The organism is Pseudomonas sp. PARCl1 (assembly GCF_947311875.1).
In the GTDB taxonomy this organism is placed as follows: Bacteria; Pseudomonadota; Gammaproteobacteria; order Pseudomonadales; family Pseudomonadaceae; genus Aquipseudomonas; species Aquipseudomonas juntendi.
Map to the genome: position 1 here is coordinate 19,724 of NZ_CAMZMX010000044.1, position 25,311 is coordinate 45,034.

The following is a 25,311-nucleotide window of genomic DNA, read 5'->3' on the forward strand; positions in this document are numbered from 1 at the left end:
AAGGCGGATTCAAGCGGCGATTAGACTGAGGCCGACCCAGGCCAAGAGGACACCGCCATGCCAGTCTCACACCCTTCTTTTAGGGTAGCAGCCGTCCAGGCAGCTCCCGTTTTTCTCAACCTTGACGCGACTATCGACAAAGCTATTGGCCTTATCGGGCAAGCGGCCCAAGAAGGCGTTGAGCTCATCGCTTTCCCGGAAAATTTCTTCCCAGGCTACCCCTTCTTTCTGTGGCTGGGCACGCCCGCCTGGTCGATGCAGTTCGTCCAGCGTTACCACGATAATTCGATGATGGTCGACAGCGTCGAATACAGGCGACTTGAGGAGGCGGCCAAGCGTCACAATATTCACCTTTCTATTGGATTCAGCGAAAGATCAGGGGGCAGCCTGTATATGGCTCAGGCCTTGATCAGCAATAAAGGCGTCACGTTAAGCACACGCAGAAAGCTCAAGCCCACGCTAGTGGAGCGCTGTTTGTTTGGTGAAGGGGATGGCAGCGACCTGACAGTCGTTGACACCAGTCTCGGAAAGATCGGATCACTGTGTTGCTGGGAGCATGTCCAGCCACTTACCAAATATGCAATGTATGCGCAGCACGAGCAGATACATATCGCAGCCTGGCCCAGCTTCTCACTGTATAGGGACGTTGCCTACTCGCTTGGGCCTGAGGTGAACACGGCTGTCACCCAGACGTATGCAGTTGAAGGTCAGTGCTTCGTCATCGCACCCAGCTCCGTTGTCAGCCCGGAGATGATTGAAATCCTGTGCATGAACGATGACGCTCGAAAGCTTTTGCCTGAGGGTGGTGGGCACGCCCGAATTTTTGGCCCAGATGGTTCGCCTTTAGCTTCTCCAATCGATGAGCATTCTGAAGGGCTACTACTTGCAGATTTGGATCTGGGAGTGCTGAGTCTCGCTAAGCTCGCTGCTGATCCCGCCGGTCATTACTCGAGACCTGATGTTACTCAACTTTTGTTAAACAAGTCTCCACGCCGACCCGTTGTGGTCATCAATGAAGGTCAAATAGACGAAACCAACATTATCCAGTCGGAGGAAGTACCCGAAATAAATTGAGAGTGGTGAGATTCAACACGAAGATGTTGACCTCTCTGCAATTCAGCTCACTGCCTAATAACAATACTTGTGGAGCTCCTATGAAAAATTTCGCCGCGTGCGCCTGGTGTCCGGTGTAGCTTACGGCTTTGGTTTTTAAATAACATTAAAATTTGAATTCAAAGGTCACAAGCACATCATGAAATCGATGACGTATGAGTTTAAGATTGTACTTTTGCTTGCCTTGCTTTTCGGTATAGTAGGGCTTGACCGATTTGTGGTTCTATACCTGTTCCCGGTTATTATTCCGGAGCTTGGTTTGAACAACATGCAGGCAGGAGCTGTAGCATCTGTGTTGGCGTTCACTTGGGCGATATCAACTTGGGTGCTGGGGAGTTTGTCCGATAAATATGGACGAAAAAGAGTCCTTATTTATTCCAGCGTCTTTTTCTCCCTGATGACTTGGATGACTGCATTGGCAAAAAGCTTCACCAGTATGCTCGTGGTTCGAGGCTTGCTGGGCGTAGGAGAAGGTGGCGTATTCAGCACCAGCGTAGCTGCAATCGCCATGGCATCACGGCCCGAAAAAAAGGGGATGAACTTAGGGATCCATCAGGCATTTTTCCCCCTGCTTGGAATCGGTCTGGGCCCCATCATCGCCACTCAACTTAATAACTACATGCCATGGGAGATGGTGTTTGTTGTGGTTGGCATTCCTGGTTTGATCTTAGCGTTTTGTATTGCCAAGGTTATGAAGGAGCCGAATGCGCCACTTGGACAAAATTCACCACACGAGAATGCTGGAGCGTTTGCAGCCTTGCGTTACCGGAATATATGGGTAGCAACGGTTGCCGGATGTTTCTTCCAGACTGGACTATTCGTATTCTCCACTTTCGTCGCGCTCTACCTAACAAAGGTCGTTGGGCTTGAGCTTGATACAGTCGGAATCATCATCTCCGGCTGGGGCTTTGGTGGTTTCATCGGCATGATCGCGATGCCCGCCATCTCAGACCGTTTGGGCAGGAAGCCAATCATGGTCGCCTGCGCCGCTGTGTACAGCGTTTTGATGCTGATATTTGCTTTGTACCCATTACTACCGGCGGCCATGTTCGGGCTGCTGTTCGTTGCGGGGATTTTTGGGTTTGGTACTGCACCTATTTTCCTGGCAATCATTCCCGCAGAAACGGTACCAAGCCGCATTGTAGGCAGTGCAGTAGGTATTCCAACCTGTGTCGGAGAAATGCTCGGTGGCGTTGTCATGCCCATTGTTGCAGGTGGGTTGGCTGACCAGTTTGGATTGCAATATCCAATGATAATGGTGGGGGTGGCGTTCGCAGCTATCGCTGTCGTCTCAATCGCTTTTGTGGAGACAGCTCCACTCGCGTTAAAGGCTAAAGGTGCTCCCTTGGCAACACAGGCTTGAGGGGAGTTTTCTTACCCGCCTCTTGGGTTCCTTGTGAGTGCAGCGACCGGTACTCACGAGGGCTCAGGCCAGTATATTTTTTGAACGCTCGACTAAAGTGCGCGTTACTTGAAAAACCCCAGTCATAGGCGATGTCGCTAATCAAGCGGTTGGCTGTGACTGGGCTAATCAAATCTTGCTGGCATGCTTCAATTCGCCGCCTAACAATAAACTCACCTACGGACAATGGCTGATGCACGAATGCTCTATGCACCGAGCTCAAAGACATTTTCAGGGCAGTCGCTACAGCATCTACAGTCAAACCAGGATCATAAAGATTATCCTCAATGAATTGCCTTACCCTTCCAGCGTGATAATTAGATAAACGTGAATTTGGCTTCTCATTGACTCCGCAGACGCCATCAAGGCCTATGCTTAACATTTCCAACAAAGGTTTTGCCAGATCGTCCATTTTAATATCTGGACTGCTCTCTTTCTCTTCAAATATATTAAGCATCAAATTTGAAATAATTCTGCCGATGCCGGTCATGGTATCGATAGGCAGGGCCACGGCATTGCTTGCCGCAGGAGAATAAAGCCGCATTGTGTCCACTGGAATCCTAATGGAGCACATTCTGAAAGTTTCGAGAAGCTCGACCTTGTATTCGCTTCTTGTGTCATACAGCACCAACTGCCCGGGGTAGACTCGGCACATTCTGTCATTTTGAGAAAGTTCACAAACACCCTCAGTTAGAAGGCTGAGTATGAAAAATTCCTCGGACTGAGTGTGATTGTTTGCTCTCTGTACCGCGTGCGGGGTAGCACGGAGGTCGATGAGATCGAGATTTCCGAGTGCATTGTGGGAGAGCGAGGCCTGAAAAGAAGTGCTAGCGCTGTGAGCCAACCTGGAACCAAGGCTACATTTGAGTTCCACGAAGTATTTTTTACTGATCTCGTTCCAGAAGCTAGGCACATCCGATCCGGGGACGGCTGCAGTGGTGATGAATGTACCCATTTCGAAAGCCCCACCTACAAATAAGAGTGAGTCAAGCAAGTTTTGTACCGAAGATGCCGTCTTGGTGACATGGAGTGTTCGGCGGCCTGTAGATTAACAAATTGCAGAGCGCCTATGCTCACTCATGTGCAGGACGCCCCGGAATGGAGCGCCTTGGGAGGATTCCAAAACTTGTAGGTATAGGTGGTGATCAAGCGGTTCTCGTCGTAATCTGCTCCTGCCAAGGTGGCAGAACCATATCGAGTCTTGACATCAATGTGCCGCCATTCAAAACCAAGGCCGGCGAGTGGGCCACTCTGGATCACATAGTTTAGAACCAGGTTGAGTTCGCTCTCCACGTTCTTATCAAGGTTATCGCCACGATCAATACCCGTACCTCTCATGTATCGATTCATGAAACGCAGGCCGGGAATACCGGAAGCGGCGAAGTCATAGTCGTAACGGGCTTGCCATGAGCTTTCGTTTGGCTTGAAGAAGCCTAACGTCGACCAGTTAACCAAGTAGGGTTGCGGAGCATAGCCATTGAAAACGGGGAACCCATCGTCACCAAGCATGCGCTGGTAGGCAATTGTGAATGTATGACCTCCTTTTTTCAGGGCAGTCATGACGCCATATGCCTGGTTGTCGATATCCCCGTAAAGCGCCGCGCCATCTTCGGTGTTATGGTAATAGCGAAGATCAGTCTTCAGGCTATATCCATCCCCGAATGGAAGAACATGAGCTAATCCGAGATAATTTTGCTTATAGATGTCTTCCAGCTGGCCGTAAAAGTATGTTTCGGAAAGCGATTTACTTAGCTCGTAAGTTCCGCCCGCAAAATTTAGGCCGTCACTGCGGGCTACTCGACCGCTCCCGGTCATTAAGTAAATCTTTTCTCTGTTAGATGACTCGCGTGATGCGATCTCAGTGATCCTGCCTGCGGTAACACTAAGACCGTCAATCTCTTTAGATTCAATGAGAGCGCCTTGGTAGGTGGTCACTAATTGGCGCGAGTCATCAATGTAGGCTACTGGTAACATCGGGCGAAGCTCGCCGACCTTGAGCTCAGTTTTTGAGAACCGGGCTTTACCTGTTACACCTGTACGCCCGTAAACTCGAGCTTGTGACTGGCTTGAAGCGTGATAGGGCAAGACGCTATCCGGGCCTCTGCCGCCGCCTCCGTCAAGCCTGTAGGCCCATTGGGAATCGACATCCAGGCCGAACTGAACGGGCCCTTCCGTGTAACCTGAGTTTATACGCAGATCGAAGCCTTGGCTCCAGCTGCCAACACGGGATTTTGGTGCATCGGACTGATGAAAGTCGCGGTCAATATAGGCATTGCGCATTCCTAAACTGACGGAAGTATCATCTAGAAAGTCAGCGTGCGCGACTGAAAAAGGTATTGAAATAGAAATACCCAGGACGAGCGCCCCATACAACCCTTGAGGGAAGTTATGCATTACTTCTCACCTTTATTATTTTTGGATGGTGAATCACAGCTGGCTCCCATCATGGGAGCCAGCTGGAACAGCTTTAAATTATCGAGCTTTTTCGATCAGAACGGATACTTGCGAGGAACGCTTTGAACACTGATCCAATGATCAGTTGTGAACTCTTCAATCGCCCACTCACCATTGAATCGGCCAAGCCCCGAGTTTTTCTCCCCTCCGAATGGAGCATGAGCTTCATCATTCACGGGGATATCGTTCACATGAGTCATCCCGGCTTTGACCTTGCGAGCGAAACGTGCACCACGTTCCAGGTCGCCAGTGAACACGGCGCTCGACAGTCCGAATTCACTGTCGTTTGCCAGCTCGAGAGCATGTGCTTCGCTGTCAGCCTTCTGAATGCCTACGAGCGGCCCAAAGATTTCGTCCCTGGCAATCTCCATGTTCGCTGTGACGTCAACAAACACATGCGGCGGTAGTACCTGACCATTAGGCTCTCCGCCTACTACCAGCTTGGCCCCTTCTTCATGGGCGCGATGAATCTTCTCAACCAGGCCCTGAAGCTGCTTTTGGTTGATCACTGGGCCGATCACGGTGTCAGACAGGCTTGGATCACCCACCTTCAAGGCTTTGACCCGCGCTACATATTTGTCGACGAACGCATCGTACAGAGGGCTTTCCACAATGATCCGGTTGATGGCCATGCAAATCTGCCCTTGGTGCAGGAATTTGCCCATGACCGCAGCCGCTACCGCTTGATCGAGATCGGCATCAGCCAAGACCACGAACGGGCTGTTACCGCCCAGCTCAAGTGCCACATGTTTCAGGTGCTCCCCGCCACTGGCAATACGGCCAATGTTCGCTCCAACCGGGGTCGACCCTGTGAAGGAAATGAATTTGGGAACCGGGTGCTCAACGAAGGCGTCGCCGATCTCTGCGCCAGGGCCGACCAGAACACTGATTACTCCAGCCGGTACGCCTGCTTCTTCAAAAATACGAGCGCTGAGAAGACCACCAGTCACGGGTGTATCGCTCGCAGGCTTGATGACGACTGCGTTACCCAAAGCCAGTGCAGGTGCTACAGAGCGCTGTGTCAGGTGGAATGGGAAATTCCACGGGCTGATTACGCCGACAACGCCCAGTGGTTCGCGGTAAACGCGGTTCTCTTTGCCTGGAACATTGGAGGGCAGAATGCGGCCATGGACACGTGCAGGGAACGAAGCCGATTCCAGGGTGATGCTACGCGCAGCCCCCCATTCAATTTGAGCTTTGATGCGGGTCGAGCCTGATTCTTTGATGATCCACTCGATGATTTCTTCCTTGCGTTCATCGAAGATCTGAACCGCACGCAACATAATCCCAGACCGTTGAGCAGGGCCCATTTCTTTCCAGGCTACTTGTGCCTCTTGGGCCGCAGCATAGGCTTCATTGAGATCTTCACGGTTTGCCTGCTCGATCTGGAGCAAGGTTTCACCGCTATAAGGGTTGGTGTCTTGAAGGGCCTTGCCGGCGCGACCCTCGCGCCATTTGCCTGCAATTGGCAAAAGATTCAAATCGGCGTAACGATCGGTTTTTTGCTCGCTCATGATGTACTCCTAGTCTCGAATTCAGGAATGCGCGTCGATGGCGCAGGTACGGATGTCTGAACGCTCTTTCGCTGCATTCTTGATGAGGACGATAGCGAAAATCGCGATCACTCCTGGTGCTGCACACAGTAGGAAATTGAGCTGAGTTGGCAGGTTCAGACTGAGCATCAAGCCGCCCAAGGCCGGGCCTGCCACACCACCGAACCGACCGATTGCTGAGCACCAGCTGACGCCCGTGCCACGGATCGTGCTTGGGTACTGCTGGGCTGCAAAAGCATGGATGACAGCCAAAGTACCGATGGTGGTGGCTCCCGCAATCAACAGCATGACGTTCAACACAAACGGGCCGGGCTTGATGCCTAGGATGCTGAGGGAAACCACCGCCAAGGCGAAGAAAAGGATCAGGGTAGCTTTGCACCCCCACTTGTCAGCGAGCCAACCTCCACCTAGGGCGCCGATAGTCGCACCGAGGTTCAGAATCACCAGGAACATCAGGCTCGATCCAAGGGGATAACCTGCAGCGATCATGATCTTGGGCAACCAGGTGTTTAAGCCATAAACCATCAGCATGCACATCCCGAAGCCGAGCCAGAGGAATACCGTACCAACCGCTCGGCCTTCGCTGAAAAGACGAGACAGAGGGGTGCTTGTCGAGGATTTCTCTACGGACTCAACGTGAACGTTGGCGATGTCTACGTGCGGATTAAGGCGTTGCAGCAGCTCTGCAGCCTTGGCCTTATCTTTGCTCAGCAAGAATGCCAAGGACTCAGGCAGTTGGCGGTACATCCAAGGCATCGCGAGCAGGGGCAGGCCCCCTACCAGAAACGTTGCTTCCCATCCAAATCTAGGGATGATCCAGATCGCTATCATCGCGGATGCCATAGCTCCTACGGAATAGAAGCTCAACATGATGGTGGTGAGACTGCTGCGACGAGCCGCAGGGGCCAAATCGTTCATCAAAGCCACGATATTGGGAATCGCGGCTCCCAGCCCCACGCCAGTGACAAATCGCAGGACTGCGAAGCTTGGTGCGTCCCAGGTAACAGCTGTAGCCAGAGCACAGCAGCTTGCTAGGCTCATCGAGCCCAAGATGATTTTTCGTCGACCTAACCGGTCGGCCAGGGGGCCGATAAGCACAGCGCCGAACATCATCCCGAACAGCGCGGCGCTGCCCATCCAACCGGCGTGAATTGGTGAAATTGCCCACTCTTCCATGAGACGGGGTACAACAGATCCGTAGATGACCAGATCGTACCCATCGAACAGCATGATAAACGAACACCAAAAAAGGAGCCCGTAGTGCAAACGCCCGAGTGGGGCGTTCGCGGCAGCTGATAGCGCACTTTGATTAGACATAGTAAGCACTTCTCTTGTTGTTATAATGTATGACAGATTTCTTAGTGAGGCTGGATAGTTACAGTTGGAACCTCAATGACAGTTGGTTCCGTGGAGTCCAGGGCTGCACGCAATGCTGCTTCAAACTTCTCTCGGGTATCCGCATTAACCGCTTTAACGCCATAGCCTTTGGCAATCGCACAGAAGTCCAAGCCAGGAACGTCGAGGCCTGGTGCGTTATCTACTTCCAATACGCCGGCAAACCATCTGAGGGCACCGTAGGTTCCATTTTTCAAAATCACGAAAACTACTGGGATTTTGTATTGGGCAGCAGTCCAAAGAGCGGTGATCCCGTAATTAGCGGAACCATCACCAATCAGTGCTACTACGCGGCGATTTGGCTCTGCCAACTGGACACCTACTGCGGCAGGCAAGCCGAAGCCCAAACCACCAGCTGCCGGGAAGTAATAGCTGCCAGGGTTTTGAAGGTTCATGCGCTGCCAGAAAGCAGTGGTCGTCGAAGTAGATTCCTTCACGTAGATGGCGTCTGACGGGGCAACTGCGTCGAGAACCTCGAACAGCGAATCGGGGTGCAAGCGATTGGGTTCGTCTGCGGCGGCAGGGGCGATTTCACGCTGTGCTGGATAAGCGATGTCACGCTGCCGAACGGCTTCAGCCACAGCGCTTAGGGTGGCCCGGATGTTACCGATTAGAGAATCGCCCATTGGCGCGCGCGCGGCTTCTTGGGGGTCGGAGGTGATCTGAATCAGGCGGGCACCTGCCGGCAGGTAATCACCTGGAGCGAACTGGTGGTAGCGGAATACTGGAGCACCTACGACCAAAATCAGGTCATGACCATCAAGCGTTTTGCTAATCCCAGCGATAGCAGCTGGCAGTACGCCACGGAAGCTAGGGTGGCGGGTCGGGAACGGGCAACGTGAAGCGGATGGAGCCACCCAGACAGGCAGGCGAAGCTTATCCGCCAGCATTACTGCAGCGTGGTTCGCACGCGTGGCATCGACATCCGGGCCCAGAACCAAAACCGGGTTCTTGGCTGCGTCGAGCCGCTGAGCGAGCACCGCCAATTGCCGGGTATCTGGCAGGCCGGCAACTTGCACTTCGCGATCTACCAGATGCTCAACACCTGCAGGAGAGTCCTGCTCCCAATCATCGTAGGGAATCGAAAGGTAAACGGGAGCCTTGGGCTCTGTGTTGGCGATGTGGATGGCCTGGCTCAGCGCACGTGGTACGTCCTGGGCATTGGCGGGCTCGTAGCTCCACTTCACAAGGGGCTTGGGAAGTTGTGGCGCATCCACGTTTGCCAGCATCGCTTCGACGCCGATCATCGAACGAACCTGTTGGCCTGCAGTGATCACCAAAGGGCTGTGGGAGTACACGGAGTTGGTGAGCGCTCCCATGCCGTTTCCGGTGCCTGCGGCAGCGTGGAGGTTTACGAAAGCAGGCTTGCCGCTCGCCAGCGCATAGCCATCCGCCATACCCACCACTGCGCCCTCGTGCAAGCCGAGGATGTACTGGAAGTCCTCCGGGAAGTCTTTCAGGAAGGGCAATTCGTTGGAGCCAGGGTTGCCGAACATGGTGGTCATGCCATGACGGCGAAGCAGGGCGTAGGAGGCGGAATGTATTGTTTTCACTTAGAGAATTCCCGTTGGTACGTGACAGGACTATCGTAAAAAGCGCTTAAGAATCGAGCAAATCAATGTTTTGTGTGTACTATATAGACAGCCTTTATTTTGGTGCCTGTTATGCCCCAGTTCGATTTCAACCTCATCACGGCCTTCATTACGCTATATGAAACCGGCAGCGTGACCGTTTCAGCTGAGCGCCTTTGCGTCACTCAGCCGTCCGTCAGCTACTCGCTGGCTAAGCTTCGGGAGCAGTTTGACGATGCTCTTTTCGTGCGAAGTAGCCAGGGGATGCAACCCACCAGGCTGGCTGCTCAGCTGTACCCAGGCTTTAAGGAAGCCTCGAGGTGCATTGATACCGTGGTCGCAGATGCGAAGCGCTTTGAGCCAAGCCACTCCACCAGACGATTCAAACTTGCACTGTCTGACCTGGGAGAAATGGCCTTTCTGCCGGGCTTGATGCATAACTTCAATGTGACGGCTCCAAACATAGAGCTGGAAATTGTTCCTCTAGAAATTGAGTCTGTTGGCACTTGGCTGAGTGAGGGTCATGTTGACGCCGCAATCTGCAGCCGGACTCTTACCGCAGCTGGTATCTCATCAAAAACGTTACTTTCTGAACGTTACGTCTGCCTGCTTGATGGTGCTCACCCTCGTATTGGATCTGACCTATCCATGGAGCAGTTCAAGATCGAACCCCATGTGTTAGTCACCAGAACCTCAGGACACGGGATGGCAGAGGATGTCCTGCAGCGGCTTGGTATCAAGCGAAGAATTAAACTGAAGCTTCCCCACTTCTCAGTCCTGCCGAAAGTAATTCCAGGTACTGAGCTTCTTGTCATTCTGCCAAGCAGGATTGCCAAGAGCTTCTGCGAGATGCCGCTGCCTTCCAAGTTGAAAACAATGGAGTTGCCGTTTGAGGTTCCATGCTTTGAAGTGACGTTGCATTGGCACTCACGCAGTGAGCAATCTACTGCGCTTACTTGGTTTATCAACCAAGTCCAGGCAGCAATTGGCGAAAACGAGTGATTCAACGGAGGTTGCCCACCTTTAGTGGTAGGCAACCATCGATTTATCTACAGTCCAATCTGCGAGCCCAGGTCGTAGACGACTTGAAGGCCGAGCACCGTGCCATTTCCGCTCACCTCAGCACTTGGGTTGTAAAAGTTGCTCGGATTGAAGATGTACTGAACGCTCGGCTCAAATGACAGGTACTTGGTTGCCTGCCAATGCATGTTCAGCTCGACCCGAGACTCTCCCTTTGACATATGCTGATCTCGGCCAGTTGCAGCGAAGCGCTGCTGATTCTGGAAATCAACTTGCTTGTCGGACAGGCGCAGGTAGCTAGCCTTGAGGCTTACAGAATCCTGAGGTCGACCGAATGGCCCCACTCGGGTAACACCAGCCTCTAGGAAATGCTCGAACGGCTGCGAGTTGTCAGCATTGTATGACCATGCCCCGAACACCTGCCAGGCCTGGCCAAGCGACTTGGGATCTGAGAGGTCATCACGAGCCACGGTCTGACTGAACCGGAAGATGGCCCCGCTGCTGCCTCGATGTTTCGAGCCATCAGAAATATCTATCTGCTCAGCGCTGTTGTGGAAGGCATTAAGCTCATAGCGGTATGGATAGGGGTTCTGGGCAATTGTCTGCTCAAGGCCCACCCCGGCGAGGCTGGTTGCTCCGCTGGCATTGCCCGGATCCCAGTGAACCCCCTTAGTTTTTTTAAGATAGTCTTCGGGGTTGGATTCGAATACACCACCGTGAACATACATATTGTCATTCACAGTGTATTTGGCATAGCCACCCCAGCTGCCATATGGGTAAGGCAGAATGCCGGTTGTGTACTCAATCAGTGGGTCGTTGCATGCTACGATAGTCCCACAGTTGGACACATAGAAGTAACGCTTGGCGTTAGTCCGACCCGCTGTAATTTGCAAACGATCATCCAGGAAATTCTGGCTGTACGCAAAGAGCGACAAATAGCCTGCATCGATGTCATTGTGCATCACCGAACCGGCCAGAGCACTGCCCACTGCACCTTGCCATTTATCGGCAGTAGGTACGCCCTCATTCCTCATCCAAGGGAAGAAAGTGTACTCGAAGTGAAAAGTACCCAGGTTGTTATCAAGTAGCTTGCCGAGGTCTAAATCGGCTCCTGCAAAGATCGCCCCCGCATTCGCAAAGCTGTGGGGGCGTGGCCCCGTGTCCAGATTTTTAAGAGATTGGTTCGTGACGACATAATGCGGTTTGAATGCGCTGTCATCTCCCAACGCAATGCTGGATAATAAGACTCCAGTGATTGCGGTGATGGTCAATACCGCTTTAAAACTTAATTCACGCACAGGGGTGCCCGCAAAGCTTTTATACTTATTCATACGTCTACCCAGAACTCAAAAATAGCTATTGACTTGCTTTTCAGTGAGCGATGCTTGGAATCGGGCCAGGGCCCCAAATCGACTCAAGGGTTCGGCTAATGGCGAGAAGCTCGTCATCTTGGCCAGGTAGGGAGTCAATCTCCATTCCTACGGGAAGCTTGGATTTTTCACCTAGGCCAATTGGAATGCTCAAGCCGGGCATTTTTACATTACTGCTCGGATCGGAGTTCCGGATGATGCGTAGGAAGTTTTCAGGGGTTCCGGCTTCTGGGCCAGTTTTGATTGCCACCTCAGGAACAGCAGGGAACAGAAGTGCGTCAATTTTGTTCTCTGCGAAAGTGCGCTTATAGAGTTCTTCCAGTCTAGGAAGGCCTTCTTTGATGGCTTGGTCATAGATAGGCTGACCCGCGACCATCTTTCCATCAGCACCAGGAACGAGTACCGGAACAACCATGTCGTTGAAAATGGCCTTGACGTCAGGGCTTGCTACCTGTGAAGCCAACTGGTCGAACGAGACACCAGTATTTTGCTCCTTCAGATATGCTGAGAGTGCTTTCTTGGCCTCAACAATCGCTACGGGAGTGGCTACTGCCGCAGCAAGCTCTTTGAGCTTAGGCATCTGAACTGGAACGACCTGCACGCCTGCTGCCTGGAGTTTTTCAAGTGCTTGACTTGCAGCTTTCCCTACGTCGCTATCCAGATCTGCCCAAAAGAAATCCGGTAGTCCGAGGCGGATTCCATTTGCTGGTTTTGCGGGCAATGGGTTTTTCCCGCTTAGAATTGAGTCGAGTAACACCACATCCCCGACTGTATTCGCCATGGGCCCTGCTGTATCACGGGTAGGGGAAATGGGGGTGATACCCTGACCGCTGTAGCGACCAACCGTGGGGCGGAAACCTAAGCAGCCATTCAACGCACAAGGTTCTCGAGTTGACCCACCTGTGTCAGTACCCAGTGCTATAGGCACCATTCTCGCTCCAAGAGCAACTGCGCTGCCAGATGACGAGCCACCTGAGATCCGAGATTGGTCGAAAGCGTTACGAATGCCGATCACATCTTTGGTGTGATAACCCAGGTTGTACCCCGTCACGCCAAACGCCAACTCATGCATGTTGGTTTTGCCGAGGATGATTGCCCCAGCGGCCTCGAGCTTGTCGATGATAGGGGCGTTCGCCTTAGGCATGAAATGGCGCAAGGCTGGAGTGCCAGCAGTATTTGCGAAACCTACAACTTGAATGTTGTCTTTGATGGCAATCGGGACGCCATCGAGTGGCCTGCATTCCCTACCGCTTGAAAGCCGAGCATCGACCTTTTTAGCTTCCGCCAAGGCACGTCGGTGATCTACAGCGATGAACGCGTTGAGCTGGGGGCGTGCATGAATCCGCTGTAACCAGTATTTGACTACTTCCTGGCTGGTGACCTGCTTGCTGCAGATTGCCTGAGCGGTCTGCTCAGCGCTGAGGGTGTAGAGAGGGCTCAGAGCTTCCGCAGCGTAGCTGTTTGAAATTCCGGATGTGATGGCCAAAGCCAGCAGTGCTGTTTTTTTATTCACGTTAGGTTTCCGAGGTTTGGCCGATACCCCTCCGGCACCGGTGCCTCATTTACCCATACGGAGAACTACTCAAAAATCCTCATAATTGAGGATGTGTTCAGTGGGGCCGGCCCCGTACCGCCAGTTCGGTACGATTGCTTGCACCAGTTTTGTGCATCGCATTCTTGAGGTGCGTTCTGACTGTGGTAAATCCAATACCCATCAAACGTGCGATCTCCTTGTCGCTGCAACCTGCTGCGACGTGTTCGATCACCGATACCTCCCGCCTGGTAAGGCCCACGCCAGGGGGCGGAGAGACGCACGACAACGACTGTTCGAAATAGGGCGTTAGGGCGTTCAGCATGGCCACATCGCGATAGTTGAATGATGGCTGGTCGGCGCTACGCCATATCCTCAGGTCTCCGATGTCGCGCCCTTGATCAAAGAAGAAGACGTTGATCCCGTGGTGCATACCGCATGGCTTCAGAAAATCAACGTAATGCTCACTGGCCTCGAGCGATTTCCGGTCGATCACATCATCTACACAGGTCGCTGTCCTCAATGACCGCATTTTCCAGGTGACGATGTCATTCACATGCCTGTGGCTGTCGTATTCGATGAGCTTGCGGGAATCGATGTTCAGCGATACACAACGCGTGGAAACTGCACGCCTATCGTCGCAAACGTATGAAGCCCCGAAGTCGGATTTGAGAAGCTTGGTAACATCCACCAGGATTTGACGCCTCACATCCTCCTGGTCACCACCAGAGGCTTTGAGCCTCCAGATGACCTGTGTGAAGAGGTCGAGCTCGTCAGTGGTCATGTCCACTTGATTATTTTTCATGATCGACCTCCTACAAGAAACGCATTTCCTTAGCAAAAAGCGTACCTCGACTGTGTGCGGCTGACCCTTTCCGAGAATTTTTGGGCCATTCAAGCCCACTCGTGCATCCTGCTCGGTCTGCATTGCGGCTGGCAGGTAAAGCGGATTCTGGAGTGAGGCTGCTGCTGGGCCGCTTGTGCCTCAGATTGCGGCCACTTATAGGCAGCACCCCACACCCAAGGATACGTCCAGATGCAGCCCCTCCATGAATGGGAAGTTCAGCTTGCTGGCGGCAACTCCATGCTGCTGCACAACATTGCTTCGCACAACGAAACGACCGGTCACTTCTAGTGTCTCAACAATTAATTCGAGAAAGTTGAATATATAACCAAGCCCTCGCAAGGTGTGAATGCGAAATCGCAGTACCAGAGTGCAAAACCGCAGGAACACAAAGCGAAATCACAGTAATCAAGTGCGAAACCACAAGACAATACTGCGACGTCGCAAGCAACTATTGCGATTTCGCTTACAGGTAGTCGAATCGGTGCTAGAGCGATACTGACTTTGCGTCAAGTATTTGAGTGTCGAGAGGTCTCAAGGTGTGCAGAAAGCCACGACAAACGTATCCTTTATCAACCTGGGCGTTGGAATAAATCTCATCTTCGACCCTAATTGCAGCTCGCCGAATCTCTGAGAGATATGCAGTTTTATAGCCATCGGTAACGTCCACGGACTGCCACTCCCCGTCATGATTGCAGAGGACTTTAATATAAAACGCTCCAACCTCAGCACGCTCAGCAATAGAAATGAAAATGTCTCGAAGAATTTTCCGTGGGAGATGCTTCCTATCGATAAGACTTTTAGAAACTTTAGTCAAAAAGTCCCTGACATTCGACTCACTAATTTTGGGTTGATCGACACCAGCAAATACGTAATCACCGCTAGTTTGCCTCATCGCATATAGCAATTGACAATACGCAGAGTCATTGAGTACCAAGTGGAATTCCTCGGAGTCTTTTAGCGAATCAGACTCATCAGCTTTGTCACGAGGAGGTAATACAATATATCTGGTTTCATGACAAACATAGCCTTTTCTGATCTTCTCAATTTCGCCAGGACGAACACCCGAAAAAAGCATAAAGAGAACAGCTGCTGATGCAGTTTTAAATGAGGTTGGGACTTCGCGCCGTGGCTGAGCATCACCAATTTCGATTGCACTTGAGATAACAGCTCCAAGCTCGTTTGGATTTACCCGAATCTTGTCGCGCTTGTTGTCATGCCAATTGCCAAGCGCAGTCATGATATCCACCGGATTGTAAGTATAAATACGCGCCCCTGCCTCATCCTTATAAAAAACGATGGCATAAGAGAAAACCGAGCCCAATAACGAAACCGCTTTATTAGCCGAACGGTTGCGCGGCTGACTCATTTTCCCACTAGCCCTCATCACTGGCGCAGTTTTTTTAGCATGCAGTTCAAGCACAATGTCATTCGTCACAGCGATCAACGCTAGATCACCGTACACAGGTCTGATGTAGTTATCGTAGGTTTTCGTATAATCGCCAATTGCGCCGCTGATCTTTAAAGGTTTTTCCACCGGCTTTAGTGACGCGTAAAGCCAAGCCTTTTGTATGAGTGTCATACACATAAATCTCAGACTTACCCTCAGGGCAAACCAGGTCTCTAAGCGCATCTTTAGTGAAATTGATCTTCAATGCCACGCCCACACTCCTTCCTGGCTCTAAACCGTTGATTTCCGCAAGATTTTCGTGTCTAATCGCCAGCTCACATCGCGCCCCGATGGTGAAATTGGTAGACACATCGCACTTAAAATGCGCCGCCGAAAGGTGTGCCGGTTCGAGTCCGGCTCGGGGCACCACTAAACACCCCCTCCTTCGCAAGACCCGGCCATCAGCACCACATTCCTGCTGATCTATCTCTTGTGCCTAAGGTATGTGAGCCTTCACATGCCTTAAAGCTGTCTAAAAAACGATCAATTCATTCGACTCGATAGCTTGGTAGCGGGCTTGGTAGCTGCGCCGGCAGCTCAACTCAGCACCCAACAGCCCTGCTCAGCTCTCACAAGCCCTCGGCAGCGGTGCAATATTCACTTCAAGGCTTTGATTCTCAAAGCTTTTAAGCTCAAGTAAGCCGAGTTCAGCTCTCGTAAGCTTTCAACAGCTCTCGTAAGCGGAATGAGGGGCAGAATGACTTAAAATCTGTCGGCGTGAGCCTTGCGGGTTCGAGTCCCGCTACTCGCACCAAATTCCCCTGAAAAGGCGCCTGCATGGCGCCTTTTTAGCGTCTGGCAGCAATGTTTTGCGCAGCTGCTAAAGTGGAGCATACATTTGTCCACTGGAACGCCGCCATGCGCTACTCCCTATTCGATGGTCAACGCGACATCATCATCCTGCTTGCCCGCGTGCTGTTGATGATCCTGTTCGTCTTGTCAGGCTGGGCCAAACTGACCGGTTTCGACGGGACCGTCGCCTACATGACCTCCCTGGGTGCACCCGCCCCGATGCTGGCGGCCGCAATTGCGGTACTGATGGAGTTCGTGGTCGCCATCCTGCTGATCGTTGGCTTCTATACCCGGCCACTGGCAGCACTGTTCGCGCTGTTCGTGCTGGGCACCGCGCTGATCGGCCACCCTTTCTGGAACATGGTCGACCCCGAACGCAGCGCCAACATGACCCAGTTCCTGAAGAACATGGCCATTATGGGTGGCCTGATGCTATTGGCCGTGAGCGGCCCTGGGCGCTTCTCCGTAGACGGGCGCTGAGTCACTCGTCGCAGTCATCGAACCACGCCGGGTGCTCGAGCCGCTCTTCATCAAGGTCATCGAAGTCACCCGGCGTTTCGTCTTCCTCCAGCTCATCCTCGGCGCCCTGGGCGTCCGCCTCGTGTTCCACGTCGTCGCCATAGAGGAATTCGTGATCGAGAAGATGATCGTGCTCCGGCTCGTGAAGGTCGTCTTGGTCGCGCATGCTGGCTCCTGAAGTGTTTGGCAGGCCTGTATAGGCCGATCGAGGTGCCGGGTCAATGGGGGCTATTAATGCACCGTTAATGCCACCGGCCCAATCTGCAGGCTCTCCCTTCAAACGTTGCTTGCCCGCCTTCATGGCGGGCTTTTTTTCGCCCCGCCAATGACTCCGCCCCAAATGACAGGCTGATCACCTGCGCTTCACGAAATACCGACATCTGCTTGCGCACACTGACCCCGCTCCGTACGTTCTTGCAGCCCGCCGCACATTTGCCGCGGGCTTTTCTTTGTTCGACAGCCTGTGGCTGCTCACCCTCATGATCTGGAGCAGTTTTCCCCTCGCGCGCAAGGTCTATGCTGATCCGGCCATCACTCAAGCTCATTCGGATAGACACGGAGGCTCCTATGAAAGCTGCTGTTGTTGCGCCAGGCCGTCGCGTGGACGTTGTCGAGAAAACCCTGCGCCCACTGGAACACGGCGAAGCGCTGCTGAAGATGCAATGCTGCGGGGTATGCCATACCGACCTGCATGTCAAAAATGGCGACTTCGGTGACAAGACCGGTGTCGTGCTGGGTCACGAAGGCATTGGAGTGGTTCAGGAAGTAGGCCCCGGTGTCACTTCGCTCAAGCCCGGCGACCGCGCCAGCGTTGCCTGGTTTTACCAGGGCTGTGGGCACTGCGAATACTGCACCAGTGGCAACGAAACACTGTGCCGCGAAGTGAAGAATTCCGGCTACACCGTCGACGGCGGCATGGCCGAGGCCTGCATCGTCAAGGCCGACTACTCGGTCAAGGTGCCTGATGGCCTCGACTCTGCTGCGGCCAGCAGCGTCACCTGCGCCGGCGTCACCACCTACAAGGCCGTGAAAAGCTCCAACATTCGCCCCGGCCAGTGGATCGCCATCTATGGCCTCGGTGGCTTGGGCAATCTGGCCCTGCAATATGCGAAGAATGTGTTCAACGCCAAAGTGATTGCCATCGACGTCAACGACGAGCAACTGCGCTTCGCCAGCGAGATGGGCGCCGACATGGTGGTCAACCCCCGCACCGAGGATGCAGCGAAAGTCATTCAAGCCAAGACCGGTGGTGCCCATGCAGCCGTGGTTACGGCAGTAGCCAAAGCCGCATTCGACTCGGCGGTAGACGCCCTGCGTGCCGGTGGCCGCCTGGTTGCGGTCGGCCTGCCCTCCGAAGCCATGAACCTGAACATCCCCCGCCTGGTACTGGACGGCATCGAAGTAGTCGGCTCGCTGGTGGGCACCCGCCAGGACTTGCAGGAGGCCTTCCACTTTGCCGCAGAAGGCAAAGTCGTGCCCAAGGTGACACTCCGGCTGATCGAAGACATCAACCAGATCTTCGACGAGATGCTGGAAGGCAAGATCAAAGGCCGCATGGTGATCCAGTTCGAAGGTTGACCTGCTGACTACGCGCCGAACATTACCACTGCACAGCCCGCAGACAATCCGTTGCGGGCTTCGCTTCCACCGGTCAGTTTCTGCCCATTGGGGCAACGCTCAAGTTCGACCGCGCGTTCATGCCCTGTAGCAAAGGGGTCACCCCGTCCACGAGTGGCGACGTTGCGCACGCATGGCTACGAATACATTGATGATTGCCAGCACCGACAAACACTTGGCCGGCCGGCCCACCCTCATGCGGGCAATCGGCAGCCGCTTCTTTGAGAATCTTGTCCAACGATTCAACCATGCTGGAATAATCCATTCCTGACTCCGTCGTTGGTGAACATCGCTTACGTTCAACCATAGCTGAGAAACATTTCAACAGTACGCTGGGAAATACCCTGATACAGACCACTCCCTTCGGTGATGCTGACCGATCACCGGCATACCAGGTTCAAAGAAAAATCTCGCACTGTTCGACGTGAGGGTTTTGAATGGTCTGTACGGCTTGTACTTGCAGGAGACAGCAATGACCATTCGCAGCCTGGCCAGAATTCTTCCCCAAGACCCCAGCCGTCCAGGCTGGGTGCTTGGATGGGGTGTACTAAGAGACCGCTACCCCTGGCATTTTGTCGATGTCTATGCCGACCAGCAAACAGCACAGGCAGAGGCGCGGCGGCGCGGCGCGGGCTATGTGGTCGAGCATGGGTCACACCGGCTGGGGTCGAAGGAATTCATCTGTGGAACGAGCCTGCCGGAAGGCTAGCGCTGCGTTACTCGCTGCTGCGCACAAAAATCCGACAGAGTGACCAGGGCATCACCGCCGCGTGAGCTAAAGTTCTTGATGAACACACGCAACGTGAGATACCCATCATGATAAAAAGTGAAGCAGAAGAGGTGATCGAGCGTATCAGGCAGGATCTCGAGAAGCATGGTGTGAATATCGGCTTTGTACAAGAAGTTACCATACCGTATTTCGGTTGTGACCTTGACCACTACGTTGCGCAGGTCAGCGAGGCGCCAGGGAACTTGGTCAAGCGCATCCTGATACACGATGAGGCCTTATGGAGGGTGTTCAGGCGAGGTGATGTGCCTCGCTGCAAGATCAGTGAATGCCAATGCCGAGGCGAGCTGTTCGGCATGCCCATCATGATAGAGCCAAGAACCGATGACTCTTACACCATCCTGTACAACAACGGTCAAACAGGGTTTTGAGCTAACCGACGTACCCTCCGCAGGCTTTTAGCCTGCGGAGAACTCAAGCCGAGGCGCGACTCAGCATTTTACCTTCCACAACTGGTCAATTCGCGTCGTGTAGGATTGGCTCATCATCTCCCTCTTCATGCCCCAATCCGGCACCGCGGGCACACTGGCAGTGCGCACTGTACCCCTCCCCCAGCGCCCATTGATGTCGTCCATGACCGCCATCAATCGGTCGCACGCCACCGACTGCTTCAGGGCAAAAAGATCTTCTGAAAATTCGCCCGGTTGTCGAAGGTCCATCAACAGCACCTCGGCCTTGCTGTAGCGAAACCCGGGGCGGAAGATTTGCTCGACCGCTGCCGTAGCCAGCCCGGTCATGAGCAGTGTGTCGCAGGTCGGATAGGGCAGCTCCACCAATGCTCCCTGGGCGTGGTGTGGCTCCTGCGGGTTGAACATGCCGGTGCGGATGCTGACGCGCATGCGCTTGCACAGCGAACCCTGGGCACGCAATTTTTCCGCCGCACGGCCAACGTAGGTGGCCACTGCCTGCTTGATCGGCGCCAGGTCAGCAAGCCGCCTGCCGAACATGCGGCTGCAGCATATTTCCTGCTTCGGCGGCTCGACCTCATCCAGCTCAAGGCAGGGCGTACCGGCCAGCTCCCGGGCCGTTTTCTCCACGACCACGCTGAACTTGCGTCGCAGCGTCCAGGCATCGGCCCTGGCCAGGTCCATCGCCGTATGGACGCCCATTGCCTCGAAGTGCGCGGCCATGCGCCGGCCAACACCCCACACCTCCTTCACCTTGGTATTGCGGAGCACCCAGTCGCGCTTGAACGCATCGGTAATGTCCACAACCCCGCCCGTCTGGGCCTGTATGCGCTTGGCCGTATGGTTGGCCAGCTTGGCGAGCGTCTTCGTACCGGCGATGCCAACGCCAACCGGGATGCCCGTGCATTGAAAGACTCTTGAACGCACATTTCGCCCAAACAGGGTCAGGTCGCCCTGAATTCCGGACAGGTCAGCGAAGCACTCGTCGATACTGTAGACCTCGGCGGCAGGCACCATCGACTCGATCAGCGACATGACGCGCTCGCTCATGTCGCCATACAGCGCGTAATTGCTACTGAAAGCCTTGATGCCGTGGCGGCGTAATTTGTCCTTGGCCTGGAAATACGGTTCGCCCATCTTCACGAAGGGTTTTGCGTCGTATGACCTGGCAATCACGCAGCCGTCATTGTTGCTCAGCACCACGATCGGGGTCTTGGCCAGGTCGGGCCTGAACACACGCTCGCAGCTCGCGTAGAACGCATTGCAGTCGATGAGCGCGAAAACCGGGTCACTGCGCATGGTCACGAACGCTGTAACGCACAACGCCCCATACCACGAAGTCATCCCCTTCCATGATGTACCGCGCCGGGTAAGCGGGGTTTTCAGACTTGAGGATCACCACCCCGTCGCGGCGGTGCAGGCGCTTGCACACCGGCTCGCAGTTGACCGCGGCAATGACGATGTCGCCGTGCTCCGCCTCACGGCCACGGTCTACGATGACCAGATCACCTGAGTAGATGCCAGCGCCTTGCATGCTGTCGCCTTCAACTTTCACCAGATACACATGGGGTGCGCGGATGTCGAACAGCTCATCCAGGGAAATATGGCCTTCCAGGTGGTCTGCGGCAGGCGAAGGGAAACCGGCCGGAACGTGGAACGAGTACTGCGGGAAGGATTCGGTGCCGCCAGTCGGCGGACCGAGATAGGTGATGGTCATGACGGAAAGTCCAATGCAAACTGTATGCATATACAGTAAATCCGGCATTGGGCATGCGGTCAATCACGCACGGCGAAAATTCTGACGGACGAGAGGTGGATTATGTGCGGGCGCTACTCGATCTACGAGTCGATGGATCACTACCTGCGCCAGCTCGCGCTGGACCTGGTGGTGATCAATGGCTACGACCACGAGCCGATCAACCGCTACAACGTTGCGCCGTCCACGCGCGTGGAACTCGTTCGCCAGCGTGGTGACGGTTTGTACGTGGATCGGGTCAAGTGGGGTTGGTCGCCTGCCTGGGCCAAAGGCAAGCGCCCGGATCCGATCAATGCTCGAGCCGAGACGGCAGTGACAGGTAAGTTCTTCAAGGCGCTTTGGCCGAACGGCAGAGCCCTGGCGCCTGCCAATGGTTGGTTTGAGTGGCTCGCGGATCCAGCGGACCCAAAGCGCAAGCAGCCCTGCTACATCACCAGTGCCGACGGCGGCCCGCTTTTCTTTGCGGCGCTGGCAGAGGTGCACCACGGCGTGGCACCGGATGAGCGCGATGGCTTCGTGATCATCACTGCAGCCGCAGACCAGGGGCTTATCGACATCCACGACCGAAAGCCTCTGGTGCTGACGCCGCAACTGGCAAGGGAATGGCTGGACCCCGCCACATCGGCGCAACGTGCGGCGACGATCATCGAAAAAGGCTGCCGCCCCGCACAGGATTTCCGCTGGTTTCCGGTTGGAAAAGCAGTGGGCAATGTTCGCAACGAGGGGGCGGAGTTGATAGAGCCTGCCAATGATCGGGACCGTCAGGGGGACCTGGGGTTTTGAAGCGGGTAGCCGGGCTTCCCGCTTCGCAGGCGCTCATTAGCCTGCTTCCTCCACCTGCTTGTAAATGCGAAATCCCCGTGCCTGATAATTTTGAAGGGCAGCAGGATGGTCAAGTGTGCACGTGTGCACCCATACCCGCTCTGTGCCAGGCCACTCCCATGCAGATAGGGCGGCGTGGCTCAACAGCGCCCCGCCGAACCCGCACCCAATGAACTGCGGCGCCAGCCCGAAATATCGGATCTCACTGTTACGGCCATCGGGGCGATAAAGCTCGTAGTAGCCGGCAATTGCACCTCGGTGGTAGGCAACCCACGTTCGATGGCAATCCTGCTCAACGAGTGCCTGCCAATCGGCGTCATGCCAGGTATCAAGATCGCCCCATTCCCAGGACGCGCCTACGAGCTGGTAGAGGAATTTGTTGAATAGCGCCTGAGGCACTTCGCACTCGATAATCTGTAGGTCATGCCGCTGGGGCTTTGCCTGCAGGTCTGAAGCCGAAGTCATTTCCAAGTAGTAGGTAGTGCAAGAACGATTCATTACGGGCACCCTTTGCTCCCTTTCGTGCGCAGACAAGCATGCCAGCAACAGCTTGATTTCGGCCAGCCCGCACGTGCGCCTCGTAAGGGGCGCAAGACAGCGTCATGGCCGGGGCTCAGCAGTACGCAATCAGGCGTAGGGCTAATGCCTGTCAGTTAAGCGTTACTGGGGCCGCTTTGCGGCCCTTCGCGGGCACGCCCGCTCCCACAGGGGATCGCGCATTTCTTGAGTTCAGCGCTTGAAACGTGTGGGAGCGGGCGTGCCCGCGAAAGGCTGCAAAGCAGCCCCAGTAACGCTTAACTGACAGGCATTAGCGGTAGGTGCCATTAGTTAAGGCACTTTTGGCATTTTTTGACGCGCAAATAAAAACCCCGCAGACGTTAATCTGCGGGGCTTCGAATGGTGGAGGCCGAGGTCGGAATCGAACCGGCGTAGACGGATTTGCAATCCGGAGCATAACCACTTTGCTACTCGGCCTCAAAGTCGGACATAGCAGCTTGCGCTTTGCTATCCCCTTGAAACACTGAACCTTTTTCAAAGTTCGCTGCGTTTCGATGGGCGCCATTATGTCTTCATTCTTTTAACCTTGCAACCCCCTCGACGAAAAAAAATTTCAACGGGTTCAAGGTGTTAGCGCAGGCGGCCGAGTTTACTCCACAAACCCACCAAGGTGTTCTCCACCGCGCCACTGGCTGCCACGCCGATTCGCTCCTGCAGGCTTTTACGCTCGGCATAGTGCAGGTGGAACAGGTTGGCGTTGCGGGCACGTTCGCTCAGGTACTCGTCGCTGGTCTGCAGGGTATCCACCAACTGGCGGTTCAGGGCCGCCACGCCTAGCCACACTTCACCGGTAGCCACTTCGTCGATGTGCAATTGCGGGCGATAGCGGGCAACGAAGTCCTTGAACAACTGGTGGGTGATGTCGAGGTCTTCCTGGAACTTCTCCCGGCCTTTCTCGGTGTTTTCGCCGAATACGGTCAAGGTGCGCTTGTATTCGCCGGCGGTCAGCACCTCGAAATCGATGTCGTGTTTCTTCAGCAAGCGATTGACGTTGGGCAGTTGCGCCACCACGCCGATCGAACCCAGTACGGCGAATGGCGCACTGACAATCTTGTCGCCGATACAGGCCATCATGTAACCACCGCTGGCAGCCACCTTGTCGATGCACACGGTCAGCGGGATGCCTGCCTGGCGAATGCGCGCCAGCTGGGAGGCGGCCAGGCCGTAGCTGTGCACCAGACCACCGCCGCTTTCCAGGCGCAGTACCACTTCATCGCGTGCGGTAGCGAGGGTCAGCAGGGCAGTGATTTCATTGCGCAGGCTTTCAGTGGCCGAGGCCTTGATGTCGCCATCGAAGTCCAGGACGAACACCCGGCCCTGCTCGTCGGCCTTGCCTTTACCCTTCTTCTGTTGTTTCTCCGCCTTGGCCTGCTGCTTGCGCAGCGCCTTTAGCTGGGCCTTGTCGAGCAAGCCGGATTCCAAGCGCTCGCGCAGGTCCTTGTAGAACTCGTTCAGACGGGTGACCTGCAACTGCCCACCCGATTTGCGCCGCCCTTTGCCACGCAGCCCGGCGATGGCCGATAACACCACCAGAATGGCGATGACCAGGGTGGCGGTTTTGGCGAGAAAGCTTGCGTATTCGGCAAGAAACTCCACAGTAGTCCTCAATGCCCGGAATTAAAGGGCTACGCTACCATGGCTTGTGACACTTTGGTACGGTCTTGTGACATTCCGAAGCACTTGAGGCAGGCTCAGCGGCGCACCTTTCGGGCTTTCTTCTGGGTCCTTATCACCTGCCCGTGAGGGGTCCCTATCGCGCCTACGGGCACCCATGCGAGGGCCTACGGGGGAACCTGCGCGGGAATGATTGAATAGGTGACCTTTCAGATTTTTCTGTCGGATTCTCAAGGGGGCCTATGCGACCACAACCAGAACCCCAGTTGAACGGCCAGACAGACCCAGTAGAGGGCCTGTAGGTGGTCCATGGGGTTCTCCTTGAAGGGTTAGAGTGACTTGTGAAAGCGAACGTCTGTGAGTTCGTGTTGCAGGGCTACCTCAAGGAGGCGCTCATAGGTATGCGGCCACCTCCCTTGAGATTGGTCATTAGAAGCGCCTGATTGAAGCAAGGCATAGCATAGCGCCGCATGTGGTGTCAGAGACTCGACAGGCACCTTAGTGACTACCCGTTTGCCCTTGTAGGTGTAGCACAGTGTGACACTCATCGCGGGACCTTTTTGTGGGCAACTTAGCTATTGAGCATAGCCCGTCACGCTTCGTTTGAGGAAGTATCAATCAACGACCTCAGCGGGCCTTGAGACGCCTTGCAGCGGCCTTGATGTCCCTCATTGCGATTCGATAGTTGTCCTTCTCTCGTTCGAGCAGGTGAACCACAGCAGCCTGTATCGACACA

22 protein-coding genes and 2 tRNA genes are annotated in these 25,311 nt (G+C 54.5%); 9 read left to right on the forward strand and 15 right to left on the reverse strand.

Translation table 11 applies throughout. From position 1 onward, the window contains the following. The first annotated feature begins 57 nt into the window (after window positions 1-57). Entirely contained in the window at window positions 58-1,074 is a 1,017-nt protein-coding gene (locus QME24_RS19920) for a carbon-nitrogen hydrolase family protein (protein WP_054905751.1), read from the forward strand. A gap of 178 nt (window positions 1,075-1,252) precedes the next feature. Then, window positions 1,253-2,476: an MFS transporter gene (locus QME24_RS19925; protein WP_281690976.1), complete on the forward strand. Its 1,224-nt coding sequence runs from the start codon at window positions 1,253-1,255 to the stop codon at window positions 2,474-2,476. On the opposite strand, the gene QME24_RS19930 is transcribed toward QME24_RS19925, so the two are convergent. The 5 genes from QME24_RS19930 to mdlC form a co-directional block, all read right to left on the reverse strand. Then, a complete protein-coding gene (locus tag QME24_RS19930; RefSeq protein ID WP_235767799.1) occupies window positions 2,445-3,470 on the reverse strand; it encodes a helix-turn-helix domain-containing protein in 1,026 nt (341 codons plus the stop codon). The genes QME24_RS19925 and QME24_RS19930 overlap by 32 nt on opposite strands. Window positions 3,471-3,592: 122 nt before the next feature. Continuing rightward, window positions 3,593-4,909: an OprD family porin gene (locus QME24_RS19935; protein WP_280091411.1), complete on the reverse strand. Its 1,317-nt coding sequence runs from the start codon at window positions 4,907-4,909 to the stop codon at window positions 3,593-3,595. Between the two features lie 95 nt (window positions 4,910-5,004). Next, window positions 5,005-6,483: an aldehyde dehydrogenase family protein gene (locus tag QME24_RS19940; RefSeq protein WP_280091410.1), complete on the reverse strand. Its 1,479-nt coding sequence runs from the start codon at window positions 6,481-6,483 to the stop codon at window positions 5,005-5,007. 21 nt (window positions 6,484-6,504) lie between these two features. After that, on the reverse strand, window positions 6,505-7,839 hold the full coding sequence (locus QME24_RS19945; protein ID WP_192440306.1) for an aromatic acid/H+ symport family MFS transporter: 1,335 nt from the start codon (window positions 7,837-7,839) through the stop codon (window positions 6,505-6,507). A 41-nt stretch (window positions 7,840-7,880) separates the two neighbouring features. After that, complete coding sequence (gene mdlC, locus QME24_RS19950; RefSeq protein WP_033690010.1) at window positions 7,881-9,470, reverse strand: benzoylformate decarboxylase; 1,590 nt, start codon at window positions 9,468-9,470, stop codon at window positions 7,881-7,883. A 111-nt stretch (window positions 9,471-9,581) separates the two neighbouring features. Here mdlC and QME24_RS19955 point away from each other — a divergent pair, with 111 nt between their 5' ends. Beyond that, window positions 9,582-10,490, forward strand: a complete 909-nt coding sequence (locus QME24_RS19955) for a LysR family transcriptional regulator (RefSeq protein ID WP_009681223.1) — start codon at window positions 9,582-9,584, stop codon at window positions 10,488-10,490. A gap of 47 nt (window positions 10,491-10,537) precedes the next feature. Here QME24_RS19955 and QME24_RS19960 read toward each other — a convergent pair whose 3' ends face one another. The 4 genes from QME24_RS19960 to QME24_RS19975 all read right to left on the reverse strand — a co-directional run bounded on the left by QME24_RS19960 (window position 10,538) and on the right by QME24_RS19975 (window position 15,835). Then, window positions 10,538-11,839, reverse strand: a complete 1,302-nt coding sequence (locus tag QME24_RS19960; protein ID WP_054905745.1) for a carbohydrate porin — start codon at window positions 11,837-11,839, stop codon at window positions 10,538-10,540. A gap of 40 nt (window positions 11,840-11,879) precedes the next feature. Beyond that, complete coding sequence (iaaH, locus tag QME24_RS19965; RefSeq protein ID WP_235767803.1) at window positions 11,880-13,391, reverse strand: indoleacetamide hydrolase; 1,512 nt, start codon at window positions 13,389-13,391, stop codon at window positions 11,880-11,882. A gap of 97 nt (window positions 13,392-13,488) precedes the next feature. Continuing rightward, entirely contained in the window at window positions 13,489-14,214 is a 726-nt protein-coding gene (locus QME24_RS19970; protein WP_054881500.1) for a LuxR C-terminal-related transcriptional regulator, read from the reverse strand. A 526-nt stretch (window positions 14,215-14,740) separates the two neighbouring features. Further along, complete coding sequence (locus QME24_RS19975) at window positions 14,741-15,835, reverse strand: recombinase (protein WP_232892468.1); 1,095 nt, start codon at window positions 15,833-15,835, stop codon at window positions 14,741-14,743. 152 nt (window positions 15,836-15,987) lie between these two features. On the opposite strand from QME24_RS19975, the gene QME24_RS19980 reads away from it, so the two are divergent. Both QME24_RS19980 and QME24_RS19985 read left to right on the forward strand, forming a co-directional pair. Then, window positions 15,988-16,072, forward strand: a tRNA-Leu gene (locus tag QME24_RS19980). Between the two features lie 489 nt (window positions 16,073-16,561). After that, entirely contained in the window at window positions 16,562-16,975 is a 414-nt protein-coding gene (locus QME24_RS19985; protein ID WP_054905744.1) for a DoxX family protein, read from the forward strand. Window position 16,976: 1 nt separating this feature from the next. On the opposite strand, the gene QME24_RS19990 is transcribed toward QME24_RS19985, so the two are convergent. Then, window positions 16,977-17,180 (reverse strand): hypothetical protein, encoded by a 204-nt coding sequence (locus QME24_RS19990; RefSeq protein WP_054905743.1) that lies wholly within the window; start codon window positions 17,178-17,180, stop codon window positions 16,977-16,979. A 401-nt stretch (window positions 17,181-17,581) separates the two neighbouring features. On the opposite strand from QME24_RS19990, the gene adhP reads away from it, so the two are divergent. The 3 genes from adhP (at window position 17,582) to QME24_RS20005 (ending at window position 19,789) form a co-directional block, all read left to right on the forward strand. Beyond that, a complete protein-coding gene (adhP, locus tag QME24_RS19995; protein WP_280091409.1) occupies window positions 17,582-18,592 on the forward strand; it encodes an alcohol dehydrogenase AdhP in 1,011 nt (336 codons plus the stop codon). A gap of 511 nt (window positions 18,593-19,103) precedes the next feature. Continuing rightward, window positions 19,104-19,340 (forward strand): hypothetical protein, encoded by a 237-nt coding sequence (locus tag QME24_RS20000; RefSeq protein ID WP_033690011.1) that lies wholly within the window; start codon window positions 19,104-19,106, stop codon window positions 19,338-19,340. A 107-nt stretch (window positions 19,341-19,447) separates the two neighbouring features. Continuing rightward, window positions 19,448-19,789: a hypothetical protein gene (locus QME24_RS20005; RefSeq protein ID WP_009681233.1), complete on the forward strand. Its 342-nt coding sequence runs from the start codon at window positions 19,448-19,450 to the stop codon at window positions 19,787-19,789. Between the two features lie 60 nt (window positions 19,790-19,849). Here the strand turns inward: QME24_RS20005 and QME24_RS20010 are convergent, their stop codons facing one another. Together QME24_RS20010 and QME24_RS20015 are read right to left on the reverse strand one after the other, a co-directional pair. Beyond that, window positions 19,850-21,124 carry a Y-family DNA polymerase gene (locus QME24_RS20010; RefSeq protein WP_280091408.1) on the reverse strand — a complete coding sequence of 425 codons (1,275 nt, stop codon included), beginning with the start codon at window positions 21,122-21,124 and terminating at the stop codon, window positions 19,850-19,852. Beyond that, on the reverse strand, window positions 21,114-21,542 hold the full coding sequence (locus QME24_RS20015; RefSeq protein ID WP_009682126.1) for a S24 family peptidase: 429 nt from the start codon (window positions 21,540-21,542) through the stop codon (window positions 21,114-21,116). The genes QME24_RS20010 and QME24_RS20015 overlap by 11 nt, the downstream gene beginning before the upstream one ends. 102 nt (window positions 21,543-21,644) lie before the next feature. Here QME24_RS20015 and QME24_RS20020 point away from each other — a divergent pair, with 102 nt between their 5' ends. Beyond that, on the forward strand, window positions 21,645-22,364 hold the full coding sequence (locus tag QME24_RS20020) for an SOS response-associated peptidase family protein (protein WP_009682125.1): 720 nt from the start codon (window positions 21,645-21,647) through the stop codon (window positions 22,362-22,364). Between the two features lie 36 nt (window positions 22,365-22,400). On the opposite strand, the gene QME24_RS20025 is transcribed toward QME24_RS20020, so the two are convergent. The 3 genes from QME24_RS20025 to sohB form a co-directional block, all read right to left on the reverse strand. Further along, the gene (locus QME24_RS20025; protein ID WP_054906291.1) at window positions 22,401-22,901 is read right to left on the reverse strand and encodes a GNAT family N-acetyltransferase; all 501 of its coding nucleotides are present in this window, start codon (window positions 22,899-22,901) and stop codon (window positions 22,401-22,403) included. Between the two features lie 403 nt (window positions 22,902-23,304). Beyond that, window positions 23,305-23,378: transfer RNA gene (locus QME24_RS20030), tRNA-Cys, on the reverse strand. A gap of 153 nt (window positions 23,379-23,531) precedes the next feature. Beyond that, window positions 23,532-24,557: a protease SohB gene (sohB, locus tag QME24_RS20035; protein WP_009682123.1), complete on the reverse strand. Its 1,026-nt coding sequence runs from the start codon at window positions 24,555-24,557 to the stop codon at window positions 23,532-23,534. Window positions 24,558-25,311 lie beyond the last annotated feature (754 nt).